This window comes from Streptomyces sp. NPDC058289 (assembly GCF_042880975.1).
GTDB lineage: Bacteria > Actinomycetota > Actinomycetes > Streptomycetales > Streptomycetaceae > Streptomyces > Streptomyces stoeckheimensis.
Genome location: NZ_JBHVYI010000013.1, coordinates 40510 through 63969, shown reverse-complemented (window position 1 = coordinate 63969; position 23460 = coordinate 40510). Strand labels below are relative to the sequence as shown.

Here is a 23460-nt window from a genome sequence, read left to right as displayed (position 1 = left end):
GTCCTCCTCGATTCCTCTGCCGCGGCGCGTGTTCCGCACTGCGGTGTGCCCTGCGGGGCCGTCCCCGCCCCACCCTTCCACCGTTCCCCGGGCCGGCCCGGACCCGGTCCTCAAATGCCGGACGGGCTGGAGGGGTACCGGGCTGCGCCCGGACCCCCTGGGGCTCCGCCCCAGACCCCGCGCCTCAAACGCCGGCGAGGCTGGATCGGCCGGGGACGGGGGCGGGGTGGGGTGTTGGCCGGGACGTAAAGCGTGATGTGTGGCGCGAGAACACCCCTCACCCTGCCTACGTAGGGCACAGGGCGCCTAAATCATGCAGTCCAGGCCGACACCCCACCCCGCCCCCGGCAACGGCGCCTCACCCCCGGTCATCGCGGGGACTCCGCAAACCGCGCCGGAGCAAAGGGAGCCGGGTCCAGGGCAGGAGCCGCACCCGTCAGCGCCGCCGCGATCAGCGCTCCCGTCCCCGGCGCCAGCCCGATCCCCGCACCCTCGTGGCCGCAGGCGTGGAACAACCCCGGAACCCGGGGGTCCGGACCGATCGCCGGAAGGTGGTCCGGCAGGTACGGCCGGAAGCCGTGGTACGCACGCAGGACGCGCACGTCCGCCAGCACCGGAAAGAGGGCCGCCGCCTGCGCCGCCAGCCGCCGCAGCGCCTCCGTCGACAGCGAGCGGTCGAAGCCGACCCGCTCGCGGGTGGCGCCGATCAGGACCGGCCCCGCCGGGGTGCCCTCGACCACCGCCGAGGACTGCAGCGCCGCCGACCCGCTCGCGACGTCCGCAATGTAGTCCGCGGCGTAGACCTTGTGCCGCACCACCCTCGGCAGCGGCTCCGTCACCAGGACGAAACCCCTCCGGGGCAGCACCGGAAGTCCGACTCCGGCCAGCGCGGCCACCGCCCCGCCCCAGGTGCCGGCCGCGTTGAGCACCGCCGGGGCGAGGAGGTCGCGGCGAGCCGTGCGGACTCCGCGGACTTCGCCCGCCGGGCCCCGGAGGAACTCCGTGACCTCCTCCCCGAGGTGGAGCACCACGCCCGGCGCCGCGGCCAGCAGCTGCGCCGCCGCTTGGGCCGGCTGGACCTGGGCGTCCTGCGGGTAGTGGAAACCGCCCGCCAGGTCCGGGGCGAGGTGGGGCTCCAGTTCGCCCAGCTCTCCCGGTCCCACCTCGACCGCGTCGACGCCGGCCGCGCGCTGGCCGTCCGCGAAGCCCCGTAGGGCCTTCACGGTGGCCTCGTCCGCGGCGACGACCAGGCCGCCCTTGGCCTCGTACTCGATCTCCCCCGGGAGTTCGAGCGCGAGCTCCCGCCAGAGTCGCGCCGAGAGCAGCGCGAGGTCCAGCTCGGGGCCCGCCTCCTTGTCGGAGACGAGCAGATTGCCTTCGCCGGCGCCGGTCGTGCCACCGGCGACCGGGCCGCGGTCGACGACGGCCACGCGGAGTCCGGCACGCGCCGCGTAGTACGCGCACGCGGCTCCGACGACGCCTGCGCCGATGATCACGAGGTCCAGGGGGTGTCTCTTGGGCACGGCAGTAATATGTCACATATCTCTAGAGGCGGACAGAGGCGGCCAGGGGTGGACCGAGCCCGGGCCGAGATGGCCCGGGACGGCCCAGGTCAGCCGCGGAGCGGGCCCTCGCAGCTGTAACTCGACGTACCCGCAACACGGTTGGTCCAGACGTCCAGCGCACCGAAGGAGCAGTTCATGTCGGCCAGGTTGTTCGAGGCCGCGCCCGCACGGTCGAGGATGAAGTAATCGACCGTCTCGGACATGTCCTTGAAGTTCTGGTCGTCGCTGCGCCAGTCCTTCAGGTTCGCCGTGATCCTGCCGGTACAGGTGAACCGGCGCTTGCCCGGCTCGCCGTTCTCCACGCAGTCCGGCGTGTTGTACGTGGCCGTCGCGAAGGTGGACTTCACGTCCGCGAGCGCCGCGTCGCGCAGCTGCGCGTTCGGGGTGAAGGAGGTGTTCGGCACGAACAGCTGGTCGACCCTGGCGATCTGGGCGTCCAGGAACCGGTCGTAGCCGGTCTGGACGGCCGCGTCCCGGCCCATCCTGGTCCGCCAGGCGTCGAAGCCCGCCGGGTCGTTGGCGCGCAGGTAGCCGTACATCTCCCGCAGCTTCGAGGGCTGCTCGGTCCACAGGAACTCGAAGAAGGCGCCCGAGTACCCGTAGAAGCGGAAGCCGTCGTTGGCGTACGTGGCGTGCAGGAGCTGGTCCACCGACATGCGCGGGCCGCCGCCCGCCGTGTCGGCGATGATGCTCTTGATCAGGGACTTGCGTACGGCGATGCCGTTGTCGCGGGTCGCGCCGTCGAAGAACTCGGCGGTGCCCTCGTCCATGGCGGTCGTGCGGTCGCCCTCGTACCAGGCGCCCTGGCCGAAGGTGCCGGGGACGGCGAAGCGGCCGTTGAGGTAGTGCGTGTACTCGTGGCGGAAGAGCTCTTCCAGGGTGAGCTGGGAGTCCTGCGGGACGCGGCGCTGGTAGGTGTAGAAGGTGGCGCCGTTCTCGATGTAGATGCCGCCGTTGTTGGTGCCGTAGCCGGTGAGGATCGGGTGGTAGTTCACGTAGTCCGCGCGGGAGGCGTAGAGCACGATGTTCAGGGTGGTGTTGACGTCCCCGGCGATCGGCTGGTCGGTGCCCACGACCCGGTGGTACTGGGTCTTGACCTGCTTGCTCGCGTAGTAGAGCTGGTCGACGGTGGCCCGGTCGAGGGCGGTGCGGACCTTGATGGCGCCGCTGTCGTACGTGTAGGTGTTCGGGAAGAGCTCCCGCTCGATGTCCTCCTTGCACACCCCGTACGGCTTGCACGCCTGGTAGAAGTTGAGCCAGGAGACGGCCTTCGCCCACGGCTCGCTGCCGTCGCCGAAGGCGGCCCTGGCCGGCGCGAGGAGCGCGCCGAGGTCGGCGGTGGTCCCGTCCTTCAGGCCCGCGATCTGGCCGAAGCGGCCGAACTCGGCGATGGCGTCGCGCGCCACCCAGGCGTTCGCGGTGCCCTTGAGGTGGGCGTACGTGGCGAAGTTCTTGAAGGTGGCGCGGTACGGGGCGTCGGCGGCCGCCGCCGCGTGGAACGCGGTGTCGTTGTTGTACACGCCGAGGTAGTTGACGGAGAGGGCGGCGAGCGCCGCGCCCGCCCAGGCGGTGTCCAGGTGCGTCGCGGTGTGCGACGGGTCCATGGTGGCCAGGACGTTCTTGATCAGGCCGAGCTGGTGGTGGCGCAGGCCGGGGGCGCTGCCGGTGTAGAGGGCCTCGCGCAGGGTGCGGGCGTTGGAGCCGGTGGCGTCGAAGGTGCGGGCGGCGCCCGCGAAGGCGGCGATGGCCCGGCGCATGGCGTCGACGGTCGGGGCGTCGGTGACGTCGATCTCGCTGCGGGAGTGGTCGTGGTAGGCCACGGCGTGCAGGTAGGTGAACATCTCCTCCAGATGGGAGGAGTTCAGTCCGTCGTGAGAGGCGGCCAGGCCGGATATCCGGCGGGAGACGGCCTGCACGTGGGCGTCCGACATGACGGGGGCCAGGCGGGCGTCCCAGGTCCAGATGAGGCCCGAGAGGCAGCCGCCCTTGGCCGCCGTGACGGCCGGGTCGGCGAGGAAGTCGGCGAACTGCTCCGGGGTGAGCCCGGTGATCCCGTCGAGGGTGCACGGGACGCCCGCGGCGGTGCCCTGGGCGGCGGCGGCGAGCCGGCCGCTCTTCGTGGCCGTCACGGCGGCGGGTGCGGTGACGGCGCCGGGCACCTTGCCTTCGGCGACGGCCTGGCCGCCCGGGGTCTGGCCGCCGGGGGCCGGCGCGGGCGCGGGGGCGGCCTGCTGTGCGTCGGCGAGGTGCTCGACCTCGTCGAACGGGTTCGCACCGGCCTCGGTACCCGCGGCGCCCCCGGTGAAGGCACCGGGCGCGGTGGGACCCGCTGCGTTGGCGCGGGCGCCGGTCTCGGCGGCCTGGGTCACGGCCTGGCCGGCAGTGGCGAGGAGGGTGACCGCGACGGCGGCGGAGAGGAGGGACGTGCGCACAACTCTGTGCTGGGACACCAAGAACTCCTGGCTGGGAGGGGCGGTGGGGGAAAGTGCGGAACTGCCCTGCTTCACGCGGCGTTTGGCGGGGATTAACGTGGCGCGGTGTGAGCTGTAACATAGTAATGTGAAATTGCACTGACAAGACCTGTGTGCCCACCAGTTCGCATCTTCTTGAGGGAGCCCCTGTGACCGACACCCCCTCCCGCCCCACCGCCGGGCTCAACATCGGCAGTCACGACCTGCCGGTATCAGCCGAGTTGTCCCGCTTCATGGCGTCGGACTGGGCGGCCTCCCCCCTGCCGGACGCCACGCGCGTCCCCTCGTACGCCGTCACCCCCGCCCGCCGCGCACGCCTCTCCGCCCGCTTCCCCGGCGAGCGGCTGATCATCCCCGCGGGCGAGCTGAAGGTCCGCAGCCACGACTGCGACTACCGCTTCCGCCCGCACAGCGCGTACGCCTGGCTGACCGGACTCACCGGCGAGGACCAGGTCGGCCACGTCCTGGTCCTGGAGCCGGCCGGCCCGCACGGGCACGAGGCCGTCCTCTACCTGCGCCCGCGCTCACTGCGCAGCGGCGGCAACGAGGAGTTCTACCGCGACCGCCGCTACGGGGAGTTCTGGGTCGGCCGCCGGCCCGACCTCGCGGAGGCGGAGCGGCTCTCCGGCATCCGCTGCGCCCACCTGGACGCGCTGGGCTCCCCGACGGGGCGCAATGCCGCCGCGGACCCGGAGCTCGCCGTCGCCCTCTCCGAACTGCGCCTGGTCAAGGACGCCTGGGAGGTGGCCGAGCTGCAGCTCGCCGTCGACCACACCACGGCCGGGTTCGAGGACGTCGTACGGGACCTCCCGCGCGCCCTGGCACACCCGCGCGGCGAGCGGTGGATCGAGGGGGTCTTCAACCGCCGCGCCCGGGCCGAGGGCAACGGCACCGGCTACGAGACGATCGCCGCGTCGGGCGCGCACGCCTGCGTACTGCACTGGATCCGCAACGACGGCCGGCTGAACGCGAGCGACCTGCTCCTGATGGACGCGGGCGTGGAGACCGACGGCCTCTACACGGCGGACGTCACCCGCACCCTCCCGCTGTCGGGCCGGTTCTCCCCCGTCCAGCGGCAGGTGTACGAACTGGTCCTGGCCGCCCAGGACGCGGGCATGGCGGCGCTGCGGCCGGGCGCGAGCTTCCGCGACTTCCACCGGGCCGGGATGCGGGTGATCGCGGAGGGGCTCGCGGAGTGGGGGGTGCTCAAGAACGCCGAGGGCGATCTGCACCGGCGCTACACCCTGTGCAGCAGCGGTCACATGCTCGGGCTCGACGTGCACGACTGCGCGCAGGCGCGCGCGGACACCTACCTGGACGGGGTGCTCGAAGAGGGCCAGGTCCTCACCGTGGAGCCGGGGCTCTACCTCCAGCCCGACGACGAGACCCTCCCGCCGGAGCTGCGCGGCATCGGCGTCCGCATCGAGGACGACCTGGTGATCACGGCCGAGGGCGCCCGGCTGATGTCGGGCGCCCTGCCGCGCACGGTGGCGGGCATCGAGGAGTGGATGGGGAACCTGCTGGAGGACGGCGGCCGGTAGCGGGCCGCGGGGCGGGGCGGGCCCCGGCGCGGTTCACCGCGCCCGGGCCTCGCGCCCCTGTACGCCTGGGTCCCGTTACGCCTGGGTCCCGTTACGCCGGGTCCCGGGCGGTCAGTCAGTCGTTCCAGTTGTTCCCGTTGCGGTTGCCGCCGTCGTTCCAGCCGCCGTCACGCCAGTTGTTGCCGTTGTCGTGGTTCCAGTTGCCGTTGTCGTGGTTCCAACTGTCGTTGTCGTTCCAGTTGCCGTGGTTCCAGTTGTCGTGGTCCCAGCGGTCGTTGCTCCAGTTGCTGTTGTCCCAGTTGCTGTTCCAACTGTCGTTGTCCCAGTTGCTGTTGTCCCAGCACCAACTGGGACGGTCGTTACCGCGCGAGGGGTCGCAGCAGTAGCGCCACCAGTCGCCCCCACGCCACTCGTTGCCGCGCCAGTCGGCACACCGGTCGTACGTCTGCGGCAGACCCGAGGCAAAGGCACTGCCGAGCGGCATCAGGCCGAGCGTGATCCCGGCGGCCCCTGCCACGGCTGCCGCAATGAACCCACGGCGCATAGTCATACACCTCCGAGAATGAAGGGTCGATTCGTCCGGATTACTCCGTTTATGAGCCGATTCCACCCTCCACCCTCCCCTGCCCACTGTCAAAGGCACCCACGCTCACCAGCGGAAAGGCCTACGGGAGCACCGCCAGGCCGTCCAGCTCGACGAGCGCCGCCTCGTCCCACAGTCGGACCACGCCCACGACCGCCATCGCCGGATAGTCCCGGCCCGCCAACCGCCGCCAGATCAGCCCCAGTTCGGGGGCGCAGTCCCGGTAGTCGGCCACGTCCACGGCGTAGACGGTGACCCGTGCCAGATCGGCCGGTGCGCCGCCCGCCCCCGCCAGTGCGGCCAGCAGGTTCGCCAGCGCCTGCTCGAACTGCTGCGGCAGCGTCGTCCCCACCACCTTCCCCGCGCCGTCGAGCGCCGTCTGCCCGGCCAGGAACACCAGCCGGCCCCCGCTCGCGACGACGGCGTGCGAGAAGCCCGTCGCCGGGGACAGCTCCTCCGGGTTGATCCGCTCCAGGCTCACGCCTCCCCCACCTCCTGCGCCTCCTGCGCCTCCCGCATCTCCTGCGCCTCCTGCATCTCCCGCGCCTCCCGGTAGAGCTCCTTGGCGATGATCGTGCGCTGCACCTCGCTCGCCCCCTCGTAGATCCGCGGCGCCCGCACCTCCCGGTACAGGTGTTCCAGCAGGTGGCCGCGGCGCAGGGCGGTCGCCCCGTGCAGCTGCACCGCGTGGTCGACGACGTACTGGGCCGTCTCGGTGGCCAGCAGCTTCGCCATGGCCGCCCGCCTGGGTACCTGCGGGGAGCGCGCGTCCGCGTCGTAGGCCTCCGCCGCCGCGTAGACGAGGAGGCGGGCGGCCTCGGTCCGGGTGGCCATCTCGGCCACCCGGTGCGCCACGGCCTGCAGGTCGCCCAGTACCCCGCCGAAGGCGGTACGGACGGCCGTGTGCGCCACCGTGGCGTCCAGGGCGGCCCTGGCCATCCCGACGGCGAAGGCGCCCACGCTGGGGCGGAAGAGGTTCAGGGTGTCCATGGCCACCCGGAAGCCCCGGCCCGGCTCCCCCAGCAGGTCGGCCGGGCCCACCGGGACCCCGTCGAAGGCGAGCGCGCCGATCGGGTGCGGGGAGAGCATGTCGAGGGCCTCTCCCGAGAGCCCGGGCCGGTCCGCCGGGACCAGGAAGGCGCTGACCCCCTTGGCTCCCGGACCTTCGCCGGTGCGGGCGAAGACGGTGTAGAAATCGGCCTCGGGCGCGTTGGAGATCCAGCACTTCTCCCCGCTGAGCCGCCAGCCCCCGCCGCCACCCCCACCACCGTCGGCCACGGCTTCGAGCGCCAGCGCCCCCGCGTCCGATCCGGCCCCCGGCTCGCTCAGCGCGAAGGCCGCCACCGTGCGCCCGGCCCGCACGCCGGGCAGCCACCGCTCGCGCTGCGCGTCGCTGCCCGAGCGCAGCACCGGGTACGCGCCCAGTCCCTGGAGGGCGAGGGCCGTCTCCGCCTCCGTGCAGCCGTAGGCGAGGGATTCGCGCAGCAGGCACAGTTCCAGCGCGCCCGAGGTGAACACCCGCCCCAGCAAGCCCTCTTCGCCTAGTGCGGCGAGCAGTGGCCGGTTGACCCGGCCCGGCTCCCCCTTGTCCGCCAGCGGTCGCAGCCGCTCCGCCGCCAGTGCGCGCAGCCGCGCGCACCAGTCCTCCTGGTCCGCCCCGAGCGCGAATCCCGTGAATCGGGTCATCCGTATGCCCCAGCCTCTATCGCGTCCTGTTGACTCCCGTCACCACGACGATACGCTCGTGCTGCGTTCGCACGGCCCGGCTCTTCCACTTCGGTCCACAGTCCATACGCAGGGTCCGGCCCCCACCCGGGGCGCGGGCCGTCGCAAGGGGGCGAACCCGCCTTGGAGCTCAAGCCTTCCGCTCACCGAGACACCTTCGCGCGCGACCACCTGCCGCCCGCGCACGCCTGGCCGCGGCTCCTCTTCGAACTCCCCGGGCTGGCCTACCCCGACCGGCTCAACTGCGGCGTGGAGCTGCTCGACGCCACCATCGCCCGGCTGGGCCCCGACCGCCCCGCCTTCCGCGGCGCGGACGGCACGGTGTGGACGTACGGGGAGCTGCACGCCCGCGTGGACCGGCTCGCGCACGTGCTCACCACCGATCTCGGTGTGGTCCCCGGCAACCGCGTGCTCCTGCGCGGCCCGACCGGCCCCTGGCTCGCCGCGTGCTGGCTGGCGGTGATGAAGGCGGGCGCGGTGGCCGTCACCGTCCTGGCCCAGCAGCGGGCGCAGGAGCTGGCCACGGTGTGCTCGATGGCCCGGGTGAGCCACGCCCTGTGTCAGGCGGAGGTGGTCGACGACCTGGTGAAGGCAGGCGTGCCGGGTCTGCGGATCACCGCGTACGGCGGTGCGGATCCGGGCGACCTGCTGCGCCTGGCCGAAGCCGAACGCCACGCGGAGCCCTTCCCGGCGGTGGAGACCTCCGCCGACGACGTGGCGCTGATCGCCTTCACCTCGGGCACCACCGGGCGTCCCAAGGGCTGCATGCACTTCCACCGCGATCTCCTCGCGGTGGCCGACACCTTCTCCCGGGAGGTGCTGCGCCCCCGCCCCGAGGACGTCTTCGCGGGCAGTCCGCCGCTCGGCTTCACCTTCGGCCTGGGCGGACTGGTGGTCTTCCCGCTGCGGGCCGGCGCCTCGGCGCTGCTGCTGGCGGACGGCTCCCCGCGCCGGCTGCTGCCCGCGCTGGCCGAGCACCGGGTGTCGGTGCTGTTCACCGCGCCCACCGCGTACCGGTCGATGCTGGACACGCTGGGCCCGTACGACACGGGCGCCTACGACCTCTCCGCGCTGCGCCGCTGCGTCTCGGCGGGCGAGAACCTGCCGGCCGCCACCTGGCAGGCCTGGTACGAGCGCACGGGCCTGCGGATCATCAACGGGATCGGCGCCACCGAGCTGCTGCACATCTTCATCTCGGCGGCCGACGAGGACATCCGGCCAGGTACGACGGGCCGGGTGGTGCCGGGCTGGGAGGCCCGGGTGGTCGACGCGGCGGGGCTGCCGGTCGCGGACGAGGTGCCGGGGCTGCTGGCCGTACGGGGGCCGGTGGGCTGCCGCTACCTGGCGGACCCGCGGCAGGGCGAGTACGTACGGGACGGCTGGAACCTCACGGGCGACACCTACGTCCGCGACGCGGAGGGCTATTTCCGCTACGTGGCCCGGGCCGACGACATGATCATCTCAGCGGGGTACAACATCGCGGGACCCGAGGTCGAAGAAGCGCTGCTGCGCCATCCCGACGTGCTGGAGGCGGCCGTGGTCGGCCGCCCGGACGAGCGGCGCGGGCAGATCGTGGTCGCGTACGCGGTCCCCCGGGAGGGCGCGGTCCTGACCGAGGACGCCCTGCGCACCTTCATGCGGAGCGAGCTCGCCCCGCACAAGTGCCCGCGCACCTTCGTCTTCCTGCCCGCCCTGCCCCGGACGGCGACGGGCAAGCTGCAACGCTTCCGGCTGCGCGATCAACACGATGCCGATCACGGACACGAATTAGAGTGAAGCCGTGGTCGAGCAGCACACCCCGCGATCCCTGATCGTCACGTTCTACGGTGCCTACGGGCGGGCCTTCCCGGGCCCGGTCCCGGTGTCGGCGCTGGTCCGCCTGCTGGGCGCGACCGGCGTGGACGCTCCGTCCGTCCGCTCGTCGGTGTCCCGGCTGAAGCGGCGCGGCTTCCTGCTGCCCGCGCGGACCGGGGACCGCTCGGCGGGGTACGAGCTCTCCGGGGAGGCGCGCCGGCTCCTGGAGGACGGCGACCGCCGGATCTACGGAGCCGCCCGCCCGGCGGAGTCCCAGGAGTGGCTGCTGGCCGTCTTCTCCGTCCCGGAGCAGGAACGGGCGAAGCGGCACCTGCTCCGCTCCCGGCTGGCCGGGCTCGGCTTCGGCGCGGTGGCGCCCGGCGTGTGGATCGCCCCGGCGCAGTGGGACGGGGAGACCCGGCACACCCTGGAGCGACTGCACCTGACGCCGTACGTGGAGCTCTTCCGGGGCGCCCACCTGGGCTTCGCCCCGACGGCGGAGTCGGTCTCCCGCTGGTGGGACCTGGCGGCGCTGGCCAAGCAGCACGAGGAGTTCCTCGACCTCCACGAGCCCTCGCTGCGCGCCCTGCAGACGGGCACGGCCGACCCGACCCCGGAGGCCGCCTACCGCGGCTACCTGCTCGCCCTGGACACCTGGCGCCGCCTCCCGTACGCGGACCCGGGCCTGCCGCGCGCCCTGCTCCCGGCGGACTGGCCGGGCGACCGCTCGGCGGCGGTCTTCGCGGAGCTCCACGAGCGGCTGCGGGACCTCGGGGCCGGCTTCGTGGAACCGTAGCGGGGACCGGGGCGTCACCTGGTCTCGTGACAGGAACCGAACACCCGCCGCGCCGAGTCCGATCCGAGCCCCTGCCCGCGGACCCGGCCCCCGGCCCTGTCCCGGACTCCCCCCGCACGTGGCCCCACGTCCTCTCGCTGGTCGCTTCCGGGTTGCTGGGCGCGGCCGCCGGGTGCCTGGCGATCTCCCTCGCCGCCCACTCCCGCGCCTATTGCGACGCGGGCCGGGACGCGGGCGGCATGACCGAGCTGACCTTGCTGCTCCCGGTCCTGGTGGTGGGCTTCGCGTTCTGCGGGGTGATGGTCGCGATGCTCACGCCGCGCAGGCACCCGCTGCTGCGGATGGTGCCGGTGGTGCTCGCGCTGGGCGCGCTGGTGCTCTGGTTCTTCGCCGTCAGGGGCACCCTGGACGGGTATCCGGGGGACCTGGGCCGGTGCGGCCCGGACAACGTGCCGCCGTGGTGGCCGGGCTGGCTGCCGAGCTGACCCGGGCGGGGCGCCTCGACGGCCGCGGCCCGGGCGCGGCCGGGGCGCGGCCCGGGCGGAAAAGGGGCTGTACCGCGCGCTCGACGCGGGTGATCATGTGCCATGACGTGGACCTTCACCCCTGATCTGGCGGCCTGGGTGGCCGCCGTGCGCCCCGCGGTGGCGGCGCAGCCCGTGCCCCACACCCAGCTGGTCACGGTCATCGACGCGCTGGAGCGGCAGGGCCTGGACGCCTTCGGGTCCGAGCCGCCCCTCTTCGGCTGGTGGACCGGGGCCGACGGACTGGTCGCGGGCGCCGTGGTCCAGTGCCCGCCGCATCCGCTGCTGATCGGCACGCTGCCCGCCGAGGCGGTCCGGGAGCTGGGAACCGCCCTCGCCTCGGAGCCGCTGCTCGCCGGGGTCGACGCGCTCAACGCCCGCCGCGAGGACGCGGGGGCGCTGGCCGTCTCCTGGGGGAAGCCGACCGAGGTAGTGGAGGAGAACCGCCTCTACCGGCTCGCCGGGCTCATCGCCCCCGACCCCGCGCCGGCCGGGCGGGCCCGACCCGCGGCGGAGGCCGACCTCCCGCTGCTCCTGGAGTGGGTCACCGCCTTCAAGCAGGAGTCCGGCGAGGGCGGGGCCGCCTCGGAGGCGGCCCTGCGCGACCGGCTCTCGTACGGGGGCGTGCTGCTCTGGGAGGACGCCGGGACCCCGGTCTCGCTGGCCGGGTTCTTCCGCCCGATCGACGCGGTGACCCGGATCGGCCCGGTCTACACCCCGCCGGAGCTGCGCGGCCGCGGGTACGCCGCCGGGGCCACCCACGCCGCGACCGAGGCGGCGCACGCGGCCGGAGCTGCGGAGGTGCTGCTCTTCACCGACCTGGCGAACCCCACCAGCAACCGCGTCTACCAGCGCCTGGGATACACCCCGGTCGAGGACCGGGTGGAGGTGGCCCTGGCATGACCGGCCCCGCAGAAGGTGAGGAACCGGTCGAGCCCTTCTGGATGCTGGCCGCGAACGTGGTCATGTGGCGCCGCTACGGCGAGGGCGGCCAGGGGCAGCGCCCGGGCACGAAGATGTTCAAGGGCGGCTCCAAGGTGTTCGTCGGCACCACGCGGGGCGGCCTCCGGGACTGCGAGGTCGCCGGGCGGCCGCGACACGGTCGCGGGTACCGGCAGTCCTACGTGGCCACCCGGCACCTGCACAGCTTCCGCCCCGTGCTCGTACGCTCCCCTGCCCTCCTACGGTTCGAAATGGGCTACTTGGAGGAGGAGTACGCCCAGAACCTCGCGGTGCTCCTGGAGCACTATGCCTGGGAGCTCCGCTCCGGCGCATGGCCCGACCGGCCGCATCCGGAGCCCTGCCACTGCCACGAGTGCCTGACCCTGCGGCCACACCGGTAGGCGGGAGCTACCCCCGCCCCGTCGGCGGCTTGCGGCTGCCGGCGCGGTAGGGGGCGGGCCAGGGTGCGGCCGGGCCGGTGTAGGACTGGTCGGCGGCCGCGTGCAGGGTCCAGTGCGGGTCGTAGAGGTGGGGGCGGCCGAGGGCGCAGAGGTCGGCCCGGCCCGCCAGCAGCAGGGAGTTGACGTCGTCCCAGGAGGAGATCGCCCCGACCGCGATCACCGGGACGTTCAGGGCGTTGCGGATCCGGTCGGCGTACGGGGTCTGGTACGCGCGCCCGTATTCGGGGGTCTCCTCCGCCACCACCTGGCCCGTGGAGACGTCGATGGCGTCGGCGCCGTGAGCCACGAAAGCGCGGGCGATGGCCACCGCCTCCTCGGGCGAGGTGCCGCCGGGCGCCCAGTCGGTGGCCGAGAGGCGGACCGTCATCGGCCGGTCGGCGGGCCAGACGGCGCGGACCGCGTCGAAGACCTCCAGCGGGAAGCGGAGCCGGTTCTCCAGCGTGCCGCCGTAGGCGTCGGTGCGGTGGTTGGTCAGCGGGGAGAGGAAGCCGGACAGCAGGTAGCCGTGCGCGCAGTGCAGTTCCAGCAGGTCGAAGCCGCAGTCGGCCGCCCGGACGGCGGCGGCGGCGAAGTCGGAGCGGACGGCTGCGAGGTCGGCGTCGCTCATGGCCCGGGGCACGGCCGAGACTCCGGGGCGGTAGGGCAGTGCGGAGGCGGCCACCAGGGGCCAGTTCCCCTCGGGGAGCGGGGCGTCCATGCCCTCCCACATCACCCGGGTCGAGCCCTTGCGGCCCGAGTGGCCGAGCTGGACGCCCAGCGCGGTGCCGGGCGCCGAGGTGTGCACGAAGTCGGCGATCCGCGCCCAGGCGGCCGCCTGCCCGGCGGTGTAGAGGCCCGTGCAGCCCGGGGTGATCCGGCCCTCGGCGCTGACGCAGACCATCTCGGTCATCACCAGGGCGGCCCCGCCCAGCGCCCGCGCGCCGAGGTGCACCAGGTGGAAGTCGCCCGGCACGCCGTCGCCGTCCGCCGCCGAAGCCGAGGCCCCTCCATCCGCTGAATACATGTCCATCGGGGAGACCACGACCCTGTTGCGCAGGGTCAGTCCCCGCAGGGTGAACGGCGTGAACATCGGCGGGGTTCCCGCCGCGTCCGGGCCCGCATCGGGGGCGGCCTCGGGGCAGCCGAAGTCGCGCTCCACCGCACGCGTGAAGCGCGGATCGCGCAGCCGCAGGTTGCCGTGGGTGACCCGCAGACTGCGGGTGAGGAGGTTGAAGGCGAACTGCCGGGCGGGCTGTTCCACGTACCCGGCGAGCTCCTCGAACCACCGCATGCTGGCGGCCGCCGCCCGCTGGGTGGAGGCCACCGCCGGCCGGCGTGCGGCCTCGTAGGCGGCCAGTGCGGCCGGGACGTCCGCCTCGGTCTCCACCGCCCGGGCCAGCGCGAGCGCGTCCTCCACCGCCAGTTTGGTGCCGGAGCCGATCGAGAAGTGCGCGGTGTGCGCGGCGTCGCCGATGAGCACCGTGTTGCCGTGCGACCAGCGCGCGTTGACCACCGTACGGAACTGCGTCCACGTGGAGCCGTTCCCGCGCAGCGGCCGTCCCCGCAGCGCCTCGCCGAAGATCTTCGCGCAGCGGGCCGCCGATTCCGCCTCGTCACAGAGGTCGAAGCCGGCACTGTGCCAGACCTCCTCGCGCATCTCGACGATCACGGTCGAGGAGTCCGCCGCGTAGGGGTAGGCGTGCAGCTGCATGACCCCGTGCTCGGTCTCCGCGATCTCGAAGCGGAAGGCCTCGAAGGGGAAGTCGGCGGCGAGCCAGATGTACCGGCACCGCCCGCCCGTCACGGTGGGCCCGTAGTGCTCCGCCGCGGCCTCCCGGATCCGGCTGTGCACCCCGTCGGCCGCGACCACCAGGTCGTACGAGGCTGCGAGCGCCTGCGGTTCGGGGGCCGGGGTGCGGAAGCGGAGCCGGACCCCGAGGCCCGCGCAGCGCTCGTGCAGGATCTCCAGGAGTCGGCGCCGCCCGAGCGCGGCGAACCCGTGGCCGCCGGAGGTCAGCAGCCGGCCCCGGTGCACGATGTCGATGTCGTCCCAGCGGACGAACTCGGCGCTCAGGGCCGCGTAGACCACGGCGTCGGCCGCTTCGATGCCGCCGAGCGTCTCGTCGGAGAGGACCACCCCGAAGCCGAAGGTGTCGTCGGGGGCGTTCCTCTCCCACACGTCGACCGCATGCCCCTGCCGGGCCAGCAGCGCGGCGGCGTACAGCCCGCCCGGGCCCCCGCCGACCACGGCGACCCGCAGGGCGGCGCCCTGACGGCCGGTGCTCTGACGGCCGCTGCTCATCGCGCTACCTGCCCTTCCACTGGGGCGGCCGCTTCCCGGTGAAGGCCGCGTGGAACTCCCGGTAGTCCTCGCCGTTCATCAGCAGGGCCTGGGTGTTCGCGTCGAGTTCCACCGAGGCGGCGAGCGGCATGTCCAGCTCGGCGGTCAGCAGCGCCTTGGTCTGCGCGTACGCGAGGGCCGGACCGGCGGCGAGGTGCGCGGCGAGCTCCGCCGCGCGTACGGAGTCCTTGCCCTCCTCGGTGACCTCGCTGAGCAGCCCGATCCGCTCGGCCTCCGGCGCCCTGACCTGCTCCCCCAGCATCAGCAGCCGGGTGGCGTGCCCGAGCCCGACGACGCGGGGCAGCAGGTACGCGGCGCCCATGTCGCCGCCGGAGAGGCCGACCCGGGTGAAGAGGAAGGCGAAGCGGGCGGTGGGGTCGGCGATGCGGAAGTCGGCGGCGAGCGCGATGACGGCCCCGGCGCCGGCGGCGACCCCGTGGACGGCGGCGATGACCGGGAAGGGGCATTCGCGCAGGGCGCGCACGACCTGTCCGGTCATCCGGTTGAAGTCGAGGAGCTGGGCGGTGTCCATCGCGAGGGTGGCGCCGATGATCTCGTCGACGTCGCCTCCGGAGCAGAAGCCGCGCCCTTCGCCGCCGAGCACGAGGGCCCGCACGGAGCGCTCCCGGGACAGTTCGGCGAGCAGGTCGCGCAGGTCGGCGTAGGCCCCGAAGGTGAGCGCGTTGAGCTTCTCGGGGCGGTCGAGGGTGACGGTGGCGACGCCGTCCCGCCGGTCCACCCGGAGGTGGTTCCAGCGTTCGGTCGCGGGTGTGGAACCGAGGAAGGGACTCACCCTCCCGAAGGTATCACCGGTCCATGACTGTCGTCAGGGAAGCGCGATAACTGTGGGTCGATGCCGGGCCCCGGACGCCACACACACCGAAGGTCCCGAGCCGGTGTGCCCGACGTCCCTTGCGATCACGTCGGGGTGCCCTACGGCAGGACATTTCCACTTCGTATCGTTGAAAACAGGATTTCCCCCGCCCCTACGAGCAAACGGAACGGACGGTCCTGCCTTGCCCGATGCCTCCGCCTGGCGGATAGCCCTGCCGCACACGACAGCGGCCGTGCCCATCGCCCGCGCCCTCGTCCGTACGGCGCTCGCCGACATCGAGGCGCCCGCCGACAGCGACACCGCCGAACTGCTCACCGCCGAACTGGTCGCCAACGCCGTGGAGCACACCCCCGGCGACGCCCCCATCGAGCTCGTCGTGGAACTGCTGGCGAACGGCTGCCAGGTCGAGGTCCACGACGGGGATCCGCAGCTCCCCGCCGACCTGACCGCCCCAGGCCCGGACGACGCCCATCCCGACCCCTGGCAGGAGCACGGCCGCGGCCTGCTGCTGATCCGGACCCTGAGCTCGGCCTGCGGGCACCGCGCCACCCCGCACGGCAAGGCCGTGTGGTTCACCCTGCCGTCCCGGCCGGCCCTCTAGGGCGCCCGGCCCCCGACGTCTCAGCCCCGACGCATGACTATGCGGCCGACTCCGCGAGGGTCGCGACGAGCACGGCCTTGATGGTGTGCAGCCGGTTCTCGGCCTCGTCGAAGACGACGGAGTGCTTGGATTCGAACACCTCGTCCGTGACCTCCAGCGACTCCAGCCCGTGCCGCTCGTGGATCTCCCGGGACACCTTGGTGCCGAGATCGTGGAAGGCCGGCAGGCAGTGCATGAACTTCACGTCCGGGTTCCCGGTGGCGCGCAGCACGTCCATGGTGACGGCGTACGGGCTCAGCGCCTCGATCCGCTCGTCCCAGACCTCCTTGGGCTCCCCCATGGACACCCAGATGTCGGTCACCACGAAATCGGCCTGTCCGACGCCCTCCGCGAGGTCCTCGGTGAGCGTGATCCGGGCGCCACTGGCGGCCGCCAGCTCGCGCGCCGCGGCCACCACGGGCGCGGCCGGCCAGTAGTGCTCCGGCGCGACGATCCGTACGTCCATGCCGAGCAGCGCGCCGGTCACCAGGTAGGAGTTGCCCATGTTGAAGCGGGCGTCGCCGAGGTAGGCGAAGGTGATCCGCTCCAGCGGCTTGGTGCAGTGCTCGGTCATCGTGAGCACGTCGGCCAGCATCTGAGTGGGGTGCCAGTCGTCGGTGAGGCCGTTGAAGACGGGCACGCCGGCGTGTGCGGCGAGCTGCTCGACCGTGTCCTGCGCGTCACCGCGGTACTGGATGCCGTCGAACATCCGGCCCAGCACCCGCGCGGTGTCCTTGACCGATTCCTTGTGGCCCATCTGGGATCCGGAGGGATCGAGGTACGTGGTGTGGGCGCCCTGGTCGGCGGCGGCGACCTCGAAGGCGCAGCGGGTGCGCGTGGAGGTCTTCTCGAAGATCAGGGCGATGTTCTTGCCCTGGAGGCGGCGCCGCTCGGTCCCTGCCTTCTTGGCCGCCTTGAGTTCGGCGGCGAGCTCGACCAGGCCGCGGAACTCGGCGGCGGTGAAGTCGAGCTCCTTGAGGAAACTGCGGCCGACAAGTTCGGTGGCCATGGGGGCGCTCCAGAGTCACGGTGACAGGGGATGCTGGAAGTCTATACGACCGCCTGCATTGATATACAGAGCCTTCCCGTGTGAACCCGACCCCGACCTGACCTGCCCCTGCTTCCTGTCCCGCCCCCGCACCCCCGCCGGCTAGGACACCGCGTCCCGCTCCACCGGACAGCTCATGCAGCGCGGCCCGCCCCGCCCCCGCCCCAGCTCGCTGCCCGGGATCTCGATCACCTCGATGCCCTGCTTGCGCAGGTGGGTGTTGGTCGTGACGTTCCGCTCGTACGCGACGACCACGCCCGGCTCCACGGCCAGCACGTTGCAGCCGTCGTCCCACTGCTCGCGCTCGGCGGCGTGGACGTCCTGGGTCGCCGTGAGCACCCGGATCGCGTCCAGCCCGAGGGCGGCGGCGATGGCCCGGTGCATGTGCTCCGGCGGGTGGTCGGTCACCTTCAGCTCGCTCGGCCCGCCGCCGGGCTCGATCGTGTAGGAGCGCAGCATGCCCAGGCCCGCGTATTGGGTGAACGTATCCGCGTCGACCATCGTCATCACCGTGTCCAGGTGCATGAACGCACGCCGCTTGGGCATGTCGAGCGCCACGATCGTCGTCGCCGAGCCGGCGGCGAACAGCCCGCGCGCCAGCATCTCCACCGCCTGCGGGGTGGTCCGCTCGCTCATCCCGATCAGCACGGCGCCGTTGCCGATGACCAGGACGTCGCCGCCCTCGATGGTCGAGGGGTAGTCGGCCTGCCCCTGCGACCAGGTGTGGAAGGGTCCGGAGCCGGTGAAGAGCGGGTGGTGCTTGTAGATGGCCTCGAAGTGCACGGTCTCGCGCTGCCGGGCCGGCCAGCGCATCGCGTTGATGGACACCCCGTCGTAGATCCAGGCGGAGGTGTCGCGGGTGAAGAGGTGGTTGGGCAGCGGCCCCAGCAGGAAGTCGTCGAGGTCCAGGGCGTGGAAGCGGACCGACACCGGCTCCGCGTGCCGCTCCAGGAACTCCCGCTTGGTCATCCCGCCGATCAGCGCCTCGGACAGGTCCGCCGACGGCAGTCCGTCGAAGACGGCCCGCAGGTGGTCGGTGGCGAGCGGACCGTACTCCTTCTCGTCGAAGACCCGGTCCAGGACGAGGTGTCTCGCCTCCGGGATGTCCAGGGCCTCCACCAACAGGTCACCGAAGAGGTGGACCTCCACGCCGCGGTCGCGCAGGACGTCGGCGAAGCCGTCGTGCTCCTGGCGGGCCCGGCGCACCCACAGCACGTCGTCGAAGAGCAGCGCGTCCTTGTTGCTCGGCGTGAGCCTCTTCAGCTCCAGGTCGGGCCGGTGGAGGATGACGCGGCGAAGCCGCCCGGTCTCGGAATCGACATGGAATCCCATGCCGTACACGTTCGCAGACCGGGCGGCTTTTTGACGTGGCGTCGGCTCAGCGGGTTCGGACCGCCGGATCCGGCGGCGGGCCGGGGCCCGCCGGTTCAGCGCAGGCCGAGCAGGGCCTCCGGGGTGCCGGTGAGCTCCGGGGCGATGATGCCCAGCGCGGGGGCCTTCACGTTCGGCAGCCCGTAGTTGGACCCGTCGGGCATGGTCAGCGGGGAGCCGACGAGCAGTCCCGGGGTACGGGTGCGCACGGTGGTCGCGGGTGCGTCGAGCGAGCCCTCGCCGTCCGTCTCGGGCTTTCCGGCCAGGTTCGGCACCGGGGAGGTGAGCAGGGTGTTCCCGAGCTCGGTGCCGATCGGCACCGCCGGCAGCAGCGGGGTCGGGAGCATGTCGCCCTTGTGGAACCGGGGCGCCTCGGGCGCTCCGGCCACCGGCACCGGCACTCCGGTGGCCAGGTGCGGCACGTCCACGCCGAGCGTGGTCCGCACCGCGTCCAGGGGGACTCCCACCGGCACCGCGTCGGCCATGGCCGGGGTGGCCGCGCCTGCCGCGGCCATACAGGTCATGAGTGCCGCAATGCTTCCGCGCGCGGTCATCTTCATAGGTGACGTTCCGTCCTTCCAGGGTCGCGGACATTCCGCTGCCCTGGATGAACGATCCCGCCGGTGGTTTTCCCGGAGTTCTCCGCGAAAGTTCCCCCATACGACCTAATGAGCGGCCGTACGGGGGTCCTTCCTTGACGCCTCGACGCGCCTGCGGCACCGGGGCCGACGCGTCAGAGCCGCGGGTCCACCGGCTCCGACTCCAGCGCGAGGACGGCGAAGACCGCCTCGTGGACCCGCCACAGCGGCTCCCCGGCAGCCAGCCGGTCCACGGCCTCCAGGCCGAGCGCGTACTCGCGCAGGGCGAGCGAGCGCTTGTGCCCGAGGTGGCGCCCGCGCAGCCGCTCCAGGTGGTCCGGACGCGTGTACTCGGGACCGTAGATGATCCGCAGGTACTCGCGTCCGCGCACCTTCACCCCCGGCTGCACGAGCCGGCCCTTGCCGTCCTTGGCGTACGCCTGGAGCGGTTTGACGACCATGCCCTCGCCGCCGGCGGCCGTCAGCTCCAGCCACCAGTCGGTGCCCGCCCGTACCGAGGCCTCGTCGGCGGTGTCCACCAGGATCCGGCCGGTGCGGCGCAGCAGTCCGGTCCCGGCGGCCTCGTCGGCGGCGACGAGCCGGTCCAGCCAGAACAGCTGCTCGTCGTGGGGTACGGCCGCCAGCGAGCGCCCGGCCGCCGCCAGCAACTGGAACGGGGCGAACCGTACGCCGTCCAGCCCGTCGGTGCTCCAGCAGTAACGCCGGTACGCCTCGGTGAACTTCGCCGCGTCCGCGGCCCGGCCGCGCTGGCGCTCCAGGAGCTCCCCGGTGTCGACGCCCCGGGCCGCGGCCGCCTCCAGGGCGGCGACGGCGTCCGGGAAGACGGCTCCGGAGGCCGCGCCCACGGCGGCGTACTGGTTGCGCAGCAGGCCGGCGGACTTCAGCGACCAGGGCAGCAGTTCGCCGTCGACGAGCAGCCAGTCCGTGTCGAGCTCCTCCCACAGCCCGGCGTCGGTGACCGCCGCGCGGAGCCGGCCGAGGACCTCCTCGGTGACCTCGGGGTCCTTGAAGAAGGGCCGTCCGGTGCGGGTGTACACGGACCCGGTGGGACCGTCGACACCGAACCGCTCGCGGGCCGCGCCGGCGTCCTTGCAGAGCAGCACGGTGGCGCGGGAGCCCATGTGCTTCTCCTCGCAGACGACCTGGGCGATGCCGTCCTTGCGGTACTGCGCGAAGGCCTCGGCGGGGTGCTCCAGGTACCCCTCCTCCGAGGAGGTGGCGGTCGGCGCCATGGTCGGCGGGAGGTACGGGACCAGGCGCGGGTCCACGGCGAAGCGGCTCATCACCTCCAGCGCGGCGGCCGCGTTCTCCTCGCGGACGTTGACGTTGCCCAGGTGCCGGGTCTCGACGATCCGGCGGCCCTGGACGTCGGCCAGGTCGAGCGGGCGGCCGTCGTGCCCGCCCGGCGCCTCGGTGACGAGCGGCTTGACCGGCTCGTACCAGACCTTCTCGGCCGGTACGTCGACCAGCTCGCGCTCGGGCCAGCGCAGGGCGGTCATCTTCCCGCCGAAGACGGCTCCGGTGTCGAGGCAGATGGTGTTGTTGATCCAGGCGGTGTTCGGGACCGGGGTGTGGCCGTAGACCACGACGGCCTTGCCCCGGTAGTCCTCGGCCCACGGGTAGCGCACGGGCAGCCCGAACTCGTCGGTCTCCCCCGTGGTCTCCCCGTACAGGGCGTGCGAGCGCACCCGGCCGGAGGTACGGCCGTGGTACTTCTCGGGCAGCCCGGCGTGACAGACCACGAGCTTGCCGCCGTCGAGGACGTAGTGGCTGACCAGGCCCTGGATGAAGGTGCGGACCTCCTGGACGAACTCCGCCGGCTCCCCTTCGAGCTGCTCGATCGTCTCGGCGAGGCCGTGGGTCCGCTGGACCTTGGATCCCTTGAGGTGACGGGCGAGCTTGTTCTCGTGGTTCCCGGGCACGCACAGGGCGTTGCCGGAGCCGACCATGCCCATCACCCGACGCAGCACGCCGGGACTGTCCGGGCCGCGGTCGACGAGGTCGCCGACGAACACCGCGGTGCGGCCCTCGGGGTGGGCGCCGTCCTCGTAGCCGAGCTTGGCGAGCAGGGTTTCCAGCTCGGAGGCACAGCCGTGGATGTCTCCGATGATGTCGAAGGGGCCGGTGAGGTGGGTGAGGTCGTTGAAGCGCTTCTCCAGGACCACCTCGGCCGACTCGACCTCCTCGGGCGTGCGCAGCACGTGCACCTTGCGGAAGCCCTCGCGCTCCAGGCCGCGCAGCGAACGCCGCAGGTCGCGGCGGTGGCGCTGGATGACGGCGCGCGGCAGTCCGGCCCGCTCGGGGCGGGCCGCGTTGCGCTCCGCGCAGACCTCTTCGGGCAGGTCGAGGACGATCGCGATGGGCAGGACGTCGTACTCGCGGGCGAGCTGGACCAGCTGCCGGCGGGACTCGGCCTGGACGCTGGTGGCGTCGACCACGGTGAGGCGGCCGGCGGCGAGTCGCTTGCCCGCGATGTAGTGCAGGACCTCGAAGGCGTCCTTGCTGGCGCTCTGGTCGTTCTCGTCGTCGGCGACCAGGCCCCGGCAGTAGTCGGAGGAGATGACCTCGGTGGGCTTGAAGTGCCTGCGGGCGAAGGTGGACTTGCCCGAACCGGTGGCGCCGATCAGGACGACGAGGGACAGGTCGGTGACGGGAAGTACGCGCTTGCGGTCGGTGGTCGCATCGCCTGCGGCCGTGGTGTCGGGGGTGTCGGGGGTCATGCTGCCTCGCCCTCCTTCGGGGTGTCGGTGCCGGTGGTGGCGGTGCTGGTGTTCGGGGCGGTCAGGGTGAAGACGGCCATCTGGGTCGGCGGCCCCACCTCGGGGTCGTCGTCCCCGACGGGCAGGTACGCCACGGAGTAGCCGTGCCGGGAGGCGACGTCCCCGGCCCAGGCCCGGAACTCCTCGCGGGTCCACTCGAAGCGGTGGTCGCCGTGCCGGACGTGCCCGGCGGGCAGGGTCTCCCAGCGGACGTTGTACTCGACGTTCGGAGTGGTCACGAGAACCGTGCGGGGGCGGGCCGATCCGAACACCGCGTACTCCAGGGCGGGCAGCCGCTCGAGGTCCAGGTGCTCGATGACCTCGCTGAGCACGGCCGCGTCGTAGCCCACGAGCCGCTTGTCCGTGTACGCGAGCGAGCCCTGCGTCAGGCGGACGCGGGAGCTCTGCCGCTCCCCCATCCGCTCCAGCCGCAACCGCTTCGCGGCGATGTTCAACGCCCGGACGGACACGTCCACACCGACGATCTCGGTGTACGCCGGGTCCTTGAGCAGCGCCTGCACCAACTGGCCCTGGCCGCAGCCCAGATCGAGCACACGGGCCGCACCCGCTGCTCCCAGCGCGGCGAGGATCGCCTCGCGGCGCAGCACCGCGAGCGGTACGGGCTTCTCCTCCGTGTCGCTCGCCTCGTCGACCGCGTTGTCGAGCTCCTCCACCTCACTGCCGTCGGCCTCGGCGAGGCGGACCAACTCCAGCCGCTCCAGGGCGTCCTGGGTCAGCCGCTTGTGGCGGGCCAGGTAGCGGGAGGTGATCAGCCCGCTCTCCGGGTGTTCGGCGAGCCAGCCGTCTCCGGCGCGCAGCAGCTTGTCCACCTCGTCGGGGGCGATCCAGTAGTGCTTGGAGTCGTCGAGGACGGGCAGCAGGACGTACAGGCCGCGCAGTGCATCGGAAAGCCGCAGCTCGCCCTCCAGGACGAGGCGTACGTACCGGGAGTCGCCCCATTCCGGGAAGGTCTCGTCGAGCGCGACCGGGGTGGCCGTGACCGACTCCCAGCCGAGCGGGCCGAACAGCCGGCGCACGAGCTCGGCGCCGCCCCGGGCGGGCAGTACCGGGATCTCGATGCGCAGCGGGCGCACCTCGTCGGGCAGCTCGGGGCGGGCCGCGCACTGCCCCTTCAGCGCGTTGCGGAACACGCCGCTCAGGGCGACGGCCAGCAGCGAGGAGGCGGCGTAGGGGCGGTCGTTGACGTACTGCGCGAGCGCGGCGTCCGGCGTGCCGCCCTGCCCCTTGCCCTGACCGCGCCGCACGAGCGCGACGGGATCCACCTCCAGCAGCAGGCCCGCCGTGCACCGCTCGTCCGTGGCTTCGGGGTAGAAGACGTGGGCGGTGCCGTGGGAGGTGGAGAACGCCTGCGCCTTCCCGGGGTGCTTGTGCAGCAGGAAGCCCAGGTCGGTGGCGGGGCGCTCGGCCGTGCCGGTCGTGGAGATCGTCAGGAACATGCGAGCGATTGTTGCTGGTCAGCGGTGTT

Annotated in this window: 19 protein-coding genes; 7 read left to right on the top strand and 12 right to left on the bottom strand. The window is 72.9% G+C overall.

Annotated features, from left to right (window positions below):
- Positions 1-368 precede the first annotated feature (368 nt).
- Positions 369-1523 carry an NAD(P)/FAD-dependent oxidoreductase gene (locus tag ACFVX6_RS09325; protein ID WP_389689560.1) on the bottom strand — a complete coding sequence of 385 codons (1155 nt, stop codon included), beginning with the start codon at positions 1521-1523 and terminating at the stop codon, positions 369-371.
- An 89-nt stretch (positions 1524-1612) separates the two neighbouring features.
- Complete coding sequence (locus tag ACFVX6_RS09320) at positions 1613-4015, bottom strand: collagenase (RefSeq protein ID WP_389689558.1); 2403 nt, start codon at positions 4013-4015, stop codon at positions 1613-1615.
- Between the two features lie 170 nt (positions 4016-4185).
- Here ACFVX6_RS09320 and ACFVX6_RS09315 point away from each other — a divergent pair, with 170 nt between their 5' ends.
- Complete coding sequence (locus tag ACFVX6_RS09315) at positions 4186-5577, top strand: aminopeptidase P family protein (protein ID WP_389689556.1); 1392 nt, start codon at positions 4186-4188, stop codon at positions 5575-5577.
- 115 nt (positions 5578-5692) lie between these two features.
- On the opposite strand, the gene ACFVX6_RS09310 is transcribed toward ACFVX6_RS09315, so the two are convergent.
- The 3 genes from ACFVX6_RS09310 to ACFVX6_RS09300 all read right to left on the bottom strand — a co-directional run bounded on the left by ACFVX6_RS09310 (position 5693) and on the right by ACFVX6_RS09300 (position 7846).
- Positions 5693-6121: a hypothetical protein gene (locus ACFVX6_RS09310; protein WP_389689554.1), complete on the bottom strand. Its 429-nt coding sequence runs from the start codon at positions 6119-6121 to the stop codon at positions 5693-5695.
- Between the two features lie 121 nt (positions 6122-6242).
- A complete protein-coding gene (locus tag ACFVX6_RS09305) occupies positions 6243-6641 on the bottom strand; it encodes a RidA family protein (RefSeq protein ID WP_389689552.1) in 399 nt (132 codons plus the stop codon).
- The gene (locus ACFVX6_RS09300; RefSeq protein WP_389689550.1) at positions 6638-7846 is read right to left on the bottom strand and encodes an acyl-CoA dehydrogenase family protein; all 1209 of its coding nucleotides are present in this window, start codon (positions 7844-7846) and stop codon (positions 6638-6640) included. Before ACFVX6_RS09300 ends, ACFVX6_RS09305 begins: the two co-directional genes overlap by 4 nt.
- A 162-nt stretch (positions 7847-8008) precedes the next feature.
- Here ACFVX6_RS09300 and ACFVX6_RS09295 point away from each other — a divergent pair, with 162 nt between their 5' ends.
- From ACFVX6_RS09295 to ACFVX6_RS09275, 5 genes are all read left to right on the top strand, one after another.
- Complete coding sequence (locus ACFVX6_RS09295) at positions 8009-9661, top strand: AMP-binding protein (RefSeq protein ID WP_389689548.1); 1653 nt, start codon at positions 8009-8011, stop codon at positions 9659-9661.
- 4 nt (positions 9662-9665) lie between these two features.
- Positions 9666-10475, top strand: coding sequence for a PaaX family transcriptional regulator C-terminal domain-containing protein (locus tag ACFVX6_RS09290; RefSeq protein ID WP_389689546.1), 810 nt, complete (start codon positions 9666-9668; stop codon positions 10473-10475).
- 26 nt (positions 10476-10501) lie between these two features.
- On the top strand, positions 10502-10960 hold the full coding sequence (locus ACFVX6_RS09285; protein ID WP_389689544.1) for a hypothetical protein: 459 nt from the start codon (positions 10502-10504) through the stop codon (positions 10958-10960).
- A 102-nt stretch (positions 10961-11062) separates the two neighbouring features.
- On the top strand, positions 11063-11902 hold the full coding sequence (locus ACFVX6_RS09280) for a GNAT family N-acetyltransferase (protein WP_389689542.1): 840 nt from the start codon (positions 11063-11065) through the stop codon (positions 11900-11902).
- Positions 11899-12342 carry a hypothetical protein gene (locus tag ACFVX6_RS09275; protein WP_389689540.1) on the top strand — a complete coding sequence of 148 codons (444 nt, stop codon included), beginning with the start codon at positions 11899-11901 and terminating at the stop codon, positions 12340-12342. Before ACFVX6_RS09280 ends, ACFVX6_RS09275 begins: the two co-directional genes overlap by 4 nt.
- Positions 12343-12349: 7 nt before the next feature.
- Here ACFVX6_RS09275 and ACFVX6_RS09270 read toward each other — a convergent pair whose 3' ends face one another.
- Both ACFVX6_RS09270 and ACFVX6_RS09265 read right to left on the bottom strand, forming a co-directional pair.
- A complete protein-coding gene (locus ACFVX6_RS09270; RefSeq protein ID WP_389689538.1) occupies positions 12350-14683 on the bottom strand; it encodes a bifunctional salicylyl-CoA 5-hydroxylase/oxidoreductase in 2334 nt (777 codons plus the stop codon).
- A 4-nt stretch (positions 14684-14687) separates the two neighbouring features.
- The gene (locus ACFVX6_RS09265; protein WP_389689536.1) at positions 14688-15515 is read right to left on the bottom strand and encodes an enoyl-CoA hydratase family protein; all 828 of its coding nucleotides are present in this window, start codon (positions 15513-15515) and stop codon (positions 14688-14690) included.
- A gap of 223 nt (positions 15516-15738) precedes the next feature.
- Here ACFVX6_RS09265 and ACFVX6_RS09260 point away from each other — a divergent pair, with 223 nt between their 5' ends.
- On the top strand, positions 15739-16158 hold the full coding sequence (locus tag ACFVX6_RS09260) for an ATP-binding protein (protein ID WP_389689534.1): 420 nt from the start codon (positions 15739-15741) through the stop codon (positions 16156-16158).
- Between the two features lie 37 nt (positions 16159-16195).
- On the opposite strand, the gene argF is transcribed toward ACFVX6_RS09260, so the two are convergent.
- The 5 genes from argF to ACFVX6_RS09235 form a co-directional block, all read right to left on the bottom strand.
- Complete coding sequence (argF, locus tag ACFVX6_RS09255; RefSeq protein ID WP_389689532.1) at positions 16196-17206, bottom strand: ornithine carbamoyltransferase; 1011 nt, start codon at positions 17204-17206, stop codon at positions 16196-16198.
- Positions 17207-17347: 141 nt separating this feature from the next.
- On the bottom strand, positions 17348-18577 hold the full coding sequence (locus tag ACFVX6_RS09250; RefSeq protein WP_389689530.1) for an arginine deiminase: 1230 nt from the start codon (positions 18575-18577) through the stop codon (positions 17348-17350).
- A 95-nt stretch (positions 18578-18672) separates the two neighbouring features.
- On the bottom strand, positions 18673-19170 hold the full coding sequence (locus ACFVX6_RS09245; RefSeq protein ID WP_389689528.1) for a hypothetical protein: 498 nt from the start codon (positions 19168-19170) through the stop codon (positions 18673-18675).
- A 179-nt stretch (positions 19171-19349) separates the two neighbouring features.
- Positions 19350-21935 (bottom strand): polynucleotide kinase-phosphatase, encoded by a 2586-nt coding sequence (locus ACFVX6_RS09240; RefSeq protein ID WP_389689526.1) that lies wholly within the window; start codon positions 21933-21935, stop codon positions 19350-19352.
- Complete coding sequence (locus ACFVX6_RS09235; protein WP_389689524.1) at positions 21932-23431, bottom strand: 3' terminal RNA ribose 2'-O-methyltransferase Hen1; 1500 nt, start codon at positions 23429-23431, stop codon at positions 21932-21934. The genes ACFVX6_RS09240 and ACFVX6_RS09235 overlap by 4 nt, the downstream gene beginning before the upstream one ends.
- Positions 23432-23460 lie beyond the last annotated feature (29 nt).

What these genes read in the sequence shown, in the direction of transcription:
- ACFVX6_RS09310 (WP_389689554.1), bottom strand. Translation starts at nt 6,121, where the DNA reads ATGCGCCGTGGGTTCATTGCGGCAGCCGTGGCAGGGGCCGCCGGGATC.
- ACFVX6_RS09300 (WP_389689550.1), bottom strand. Translation starts at nt 7,846, where the DNA reads ATGACCCGATTCACGGGATTCGCGCTCGGGGCGGACCAGGAGGACTGG.
- ACFVX6_RS09280 (WP_389689542.1), top strand. Translation starts at nt 11,063, where the DNA reads ATGACGTGGACCTTCACCCCTGATCTGGCGGCCTGGGTGGCCGCCGTG.
- ACFVX6_RS09275 (WP_389689540.1), top strand. Translation starts at nt 11,899, where the DNA reads ATGACCGGCCCCGCAGAAGGTGAGGAACCGGTCGAGCCCTTCTGGATG.
- ACFVX6_RS09270 (WP_389689538.1), bottom strand. Translation starts at nt 14,683, where the DNA reads ATGAGCAGCGGCCGTCAGAGCACCGGCCGTCAGGGCGCCGCCCTGCGG.
- argF (WP_389689532.1), bottom strand. Translation starts at nt 17,206, where the DNA reads ATGGCCACCGAACTTGTCGGCCGCAGTTTCCTCAAGGAGCTCGACTTC.
- ACFVX6_RS09250 (WP_389689530.1), bottom strand. Translation starts at nt 18,577, where the DNA reads ATGGGATTCCATGTCGATTCCGAGACCGGGCGGCTTCGCCGCGTCATC.
- ACFVX6_RS09245 (WP_389689528.1), bottom strand. Translation starts at nt 19,170, where the DNA reads ATGACCGCGCGCGGAAGCATTGCGGCACTCATGACCTGTATGGCCGCG.
- ACFVX6_RS09240 (WP_389689526.1), bottom strand. Translation starts at nt 21,935, where the DNA reads ATGACCCCCGACACCCCCGACACCACGGCCGCAGGCGATGCGACCACC.
- ACFVX6_RS09235 (WP_389689524.1), bottom strand. Translation starts at nt 23,431, where the DNA reads ATGTTCCTGACGATCTCCACGACCGGCACGGCCGAGCGCCCCGCCACC.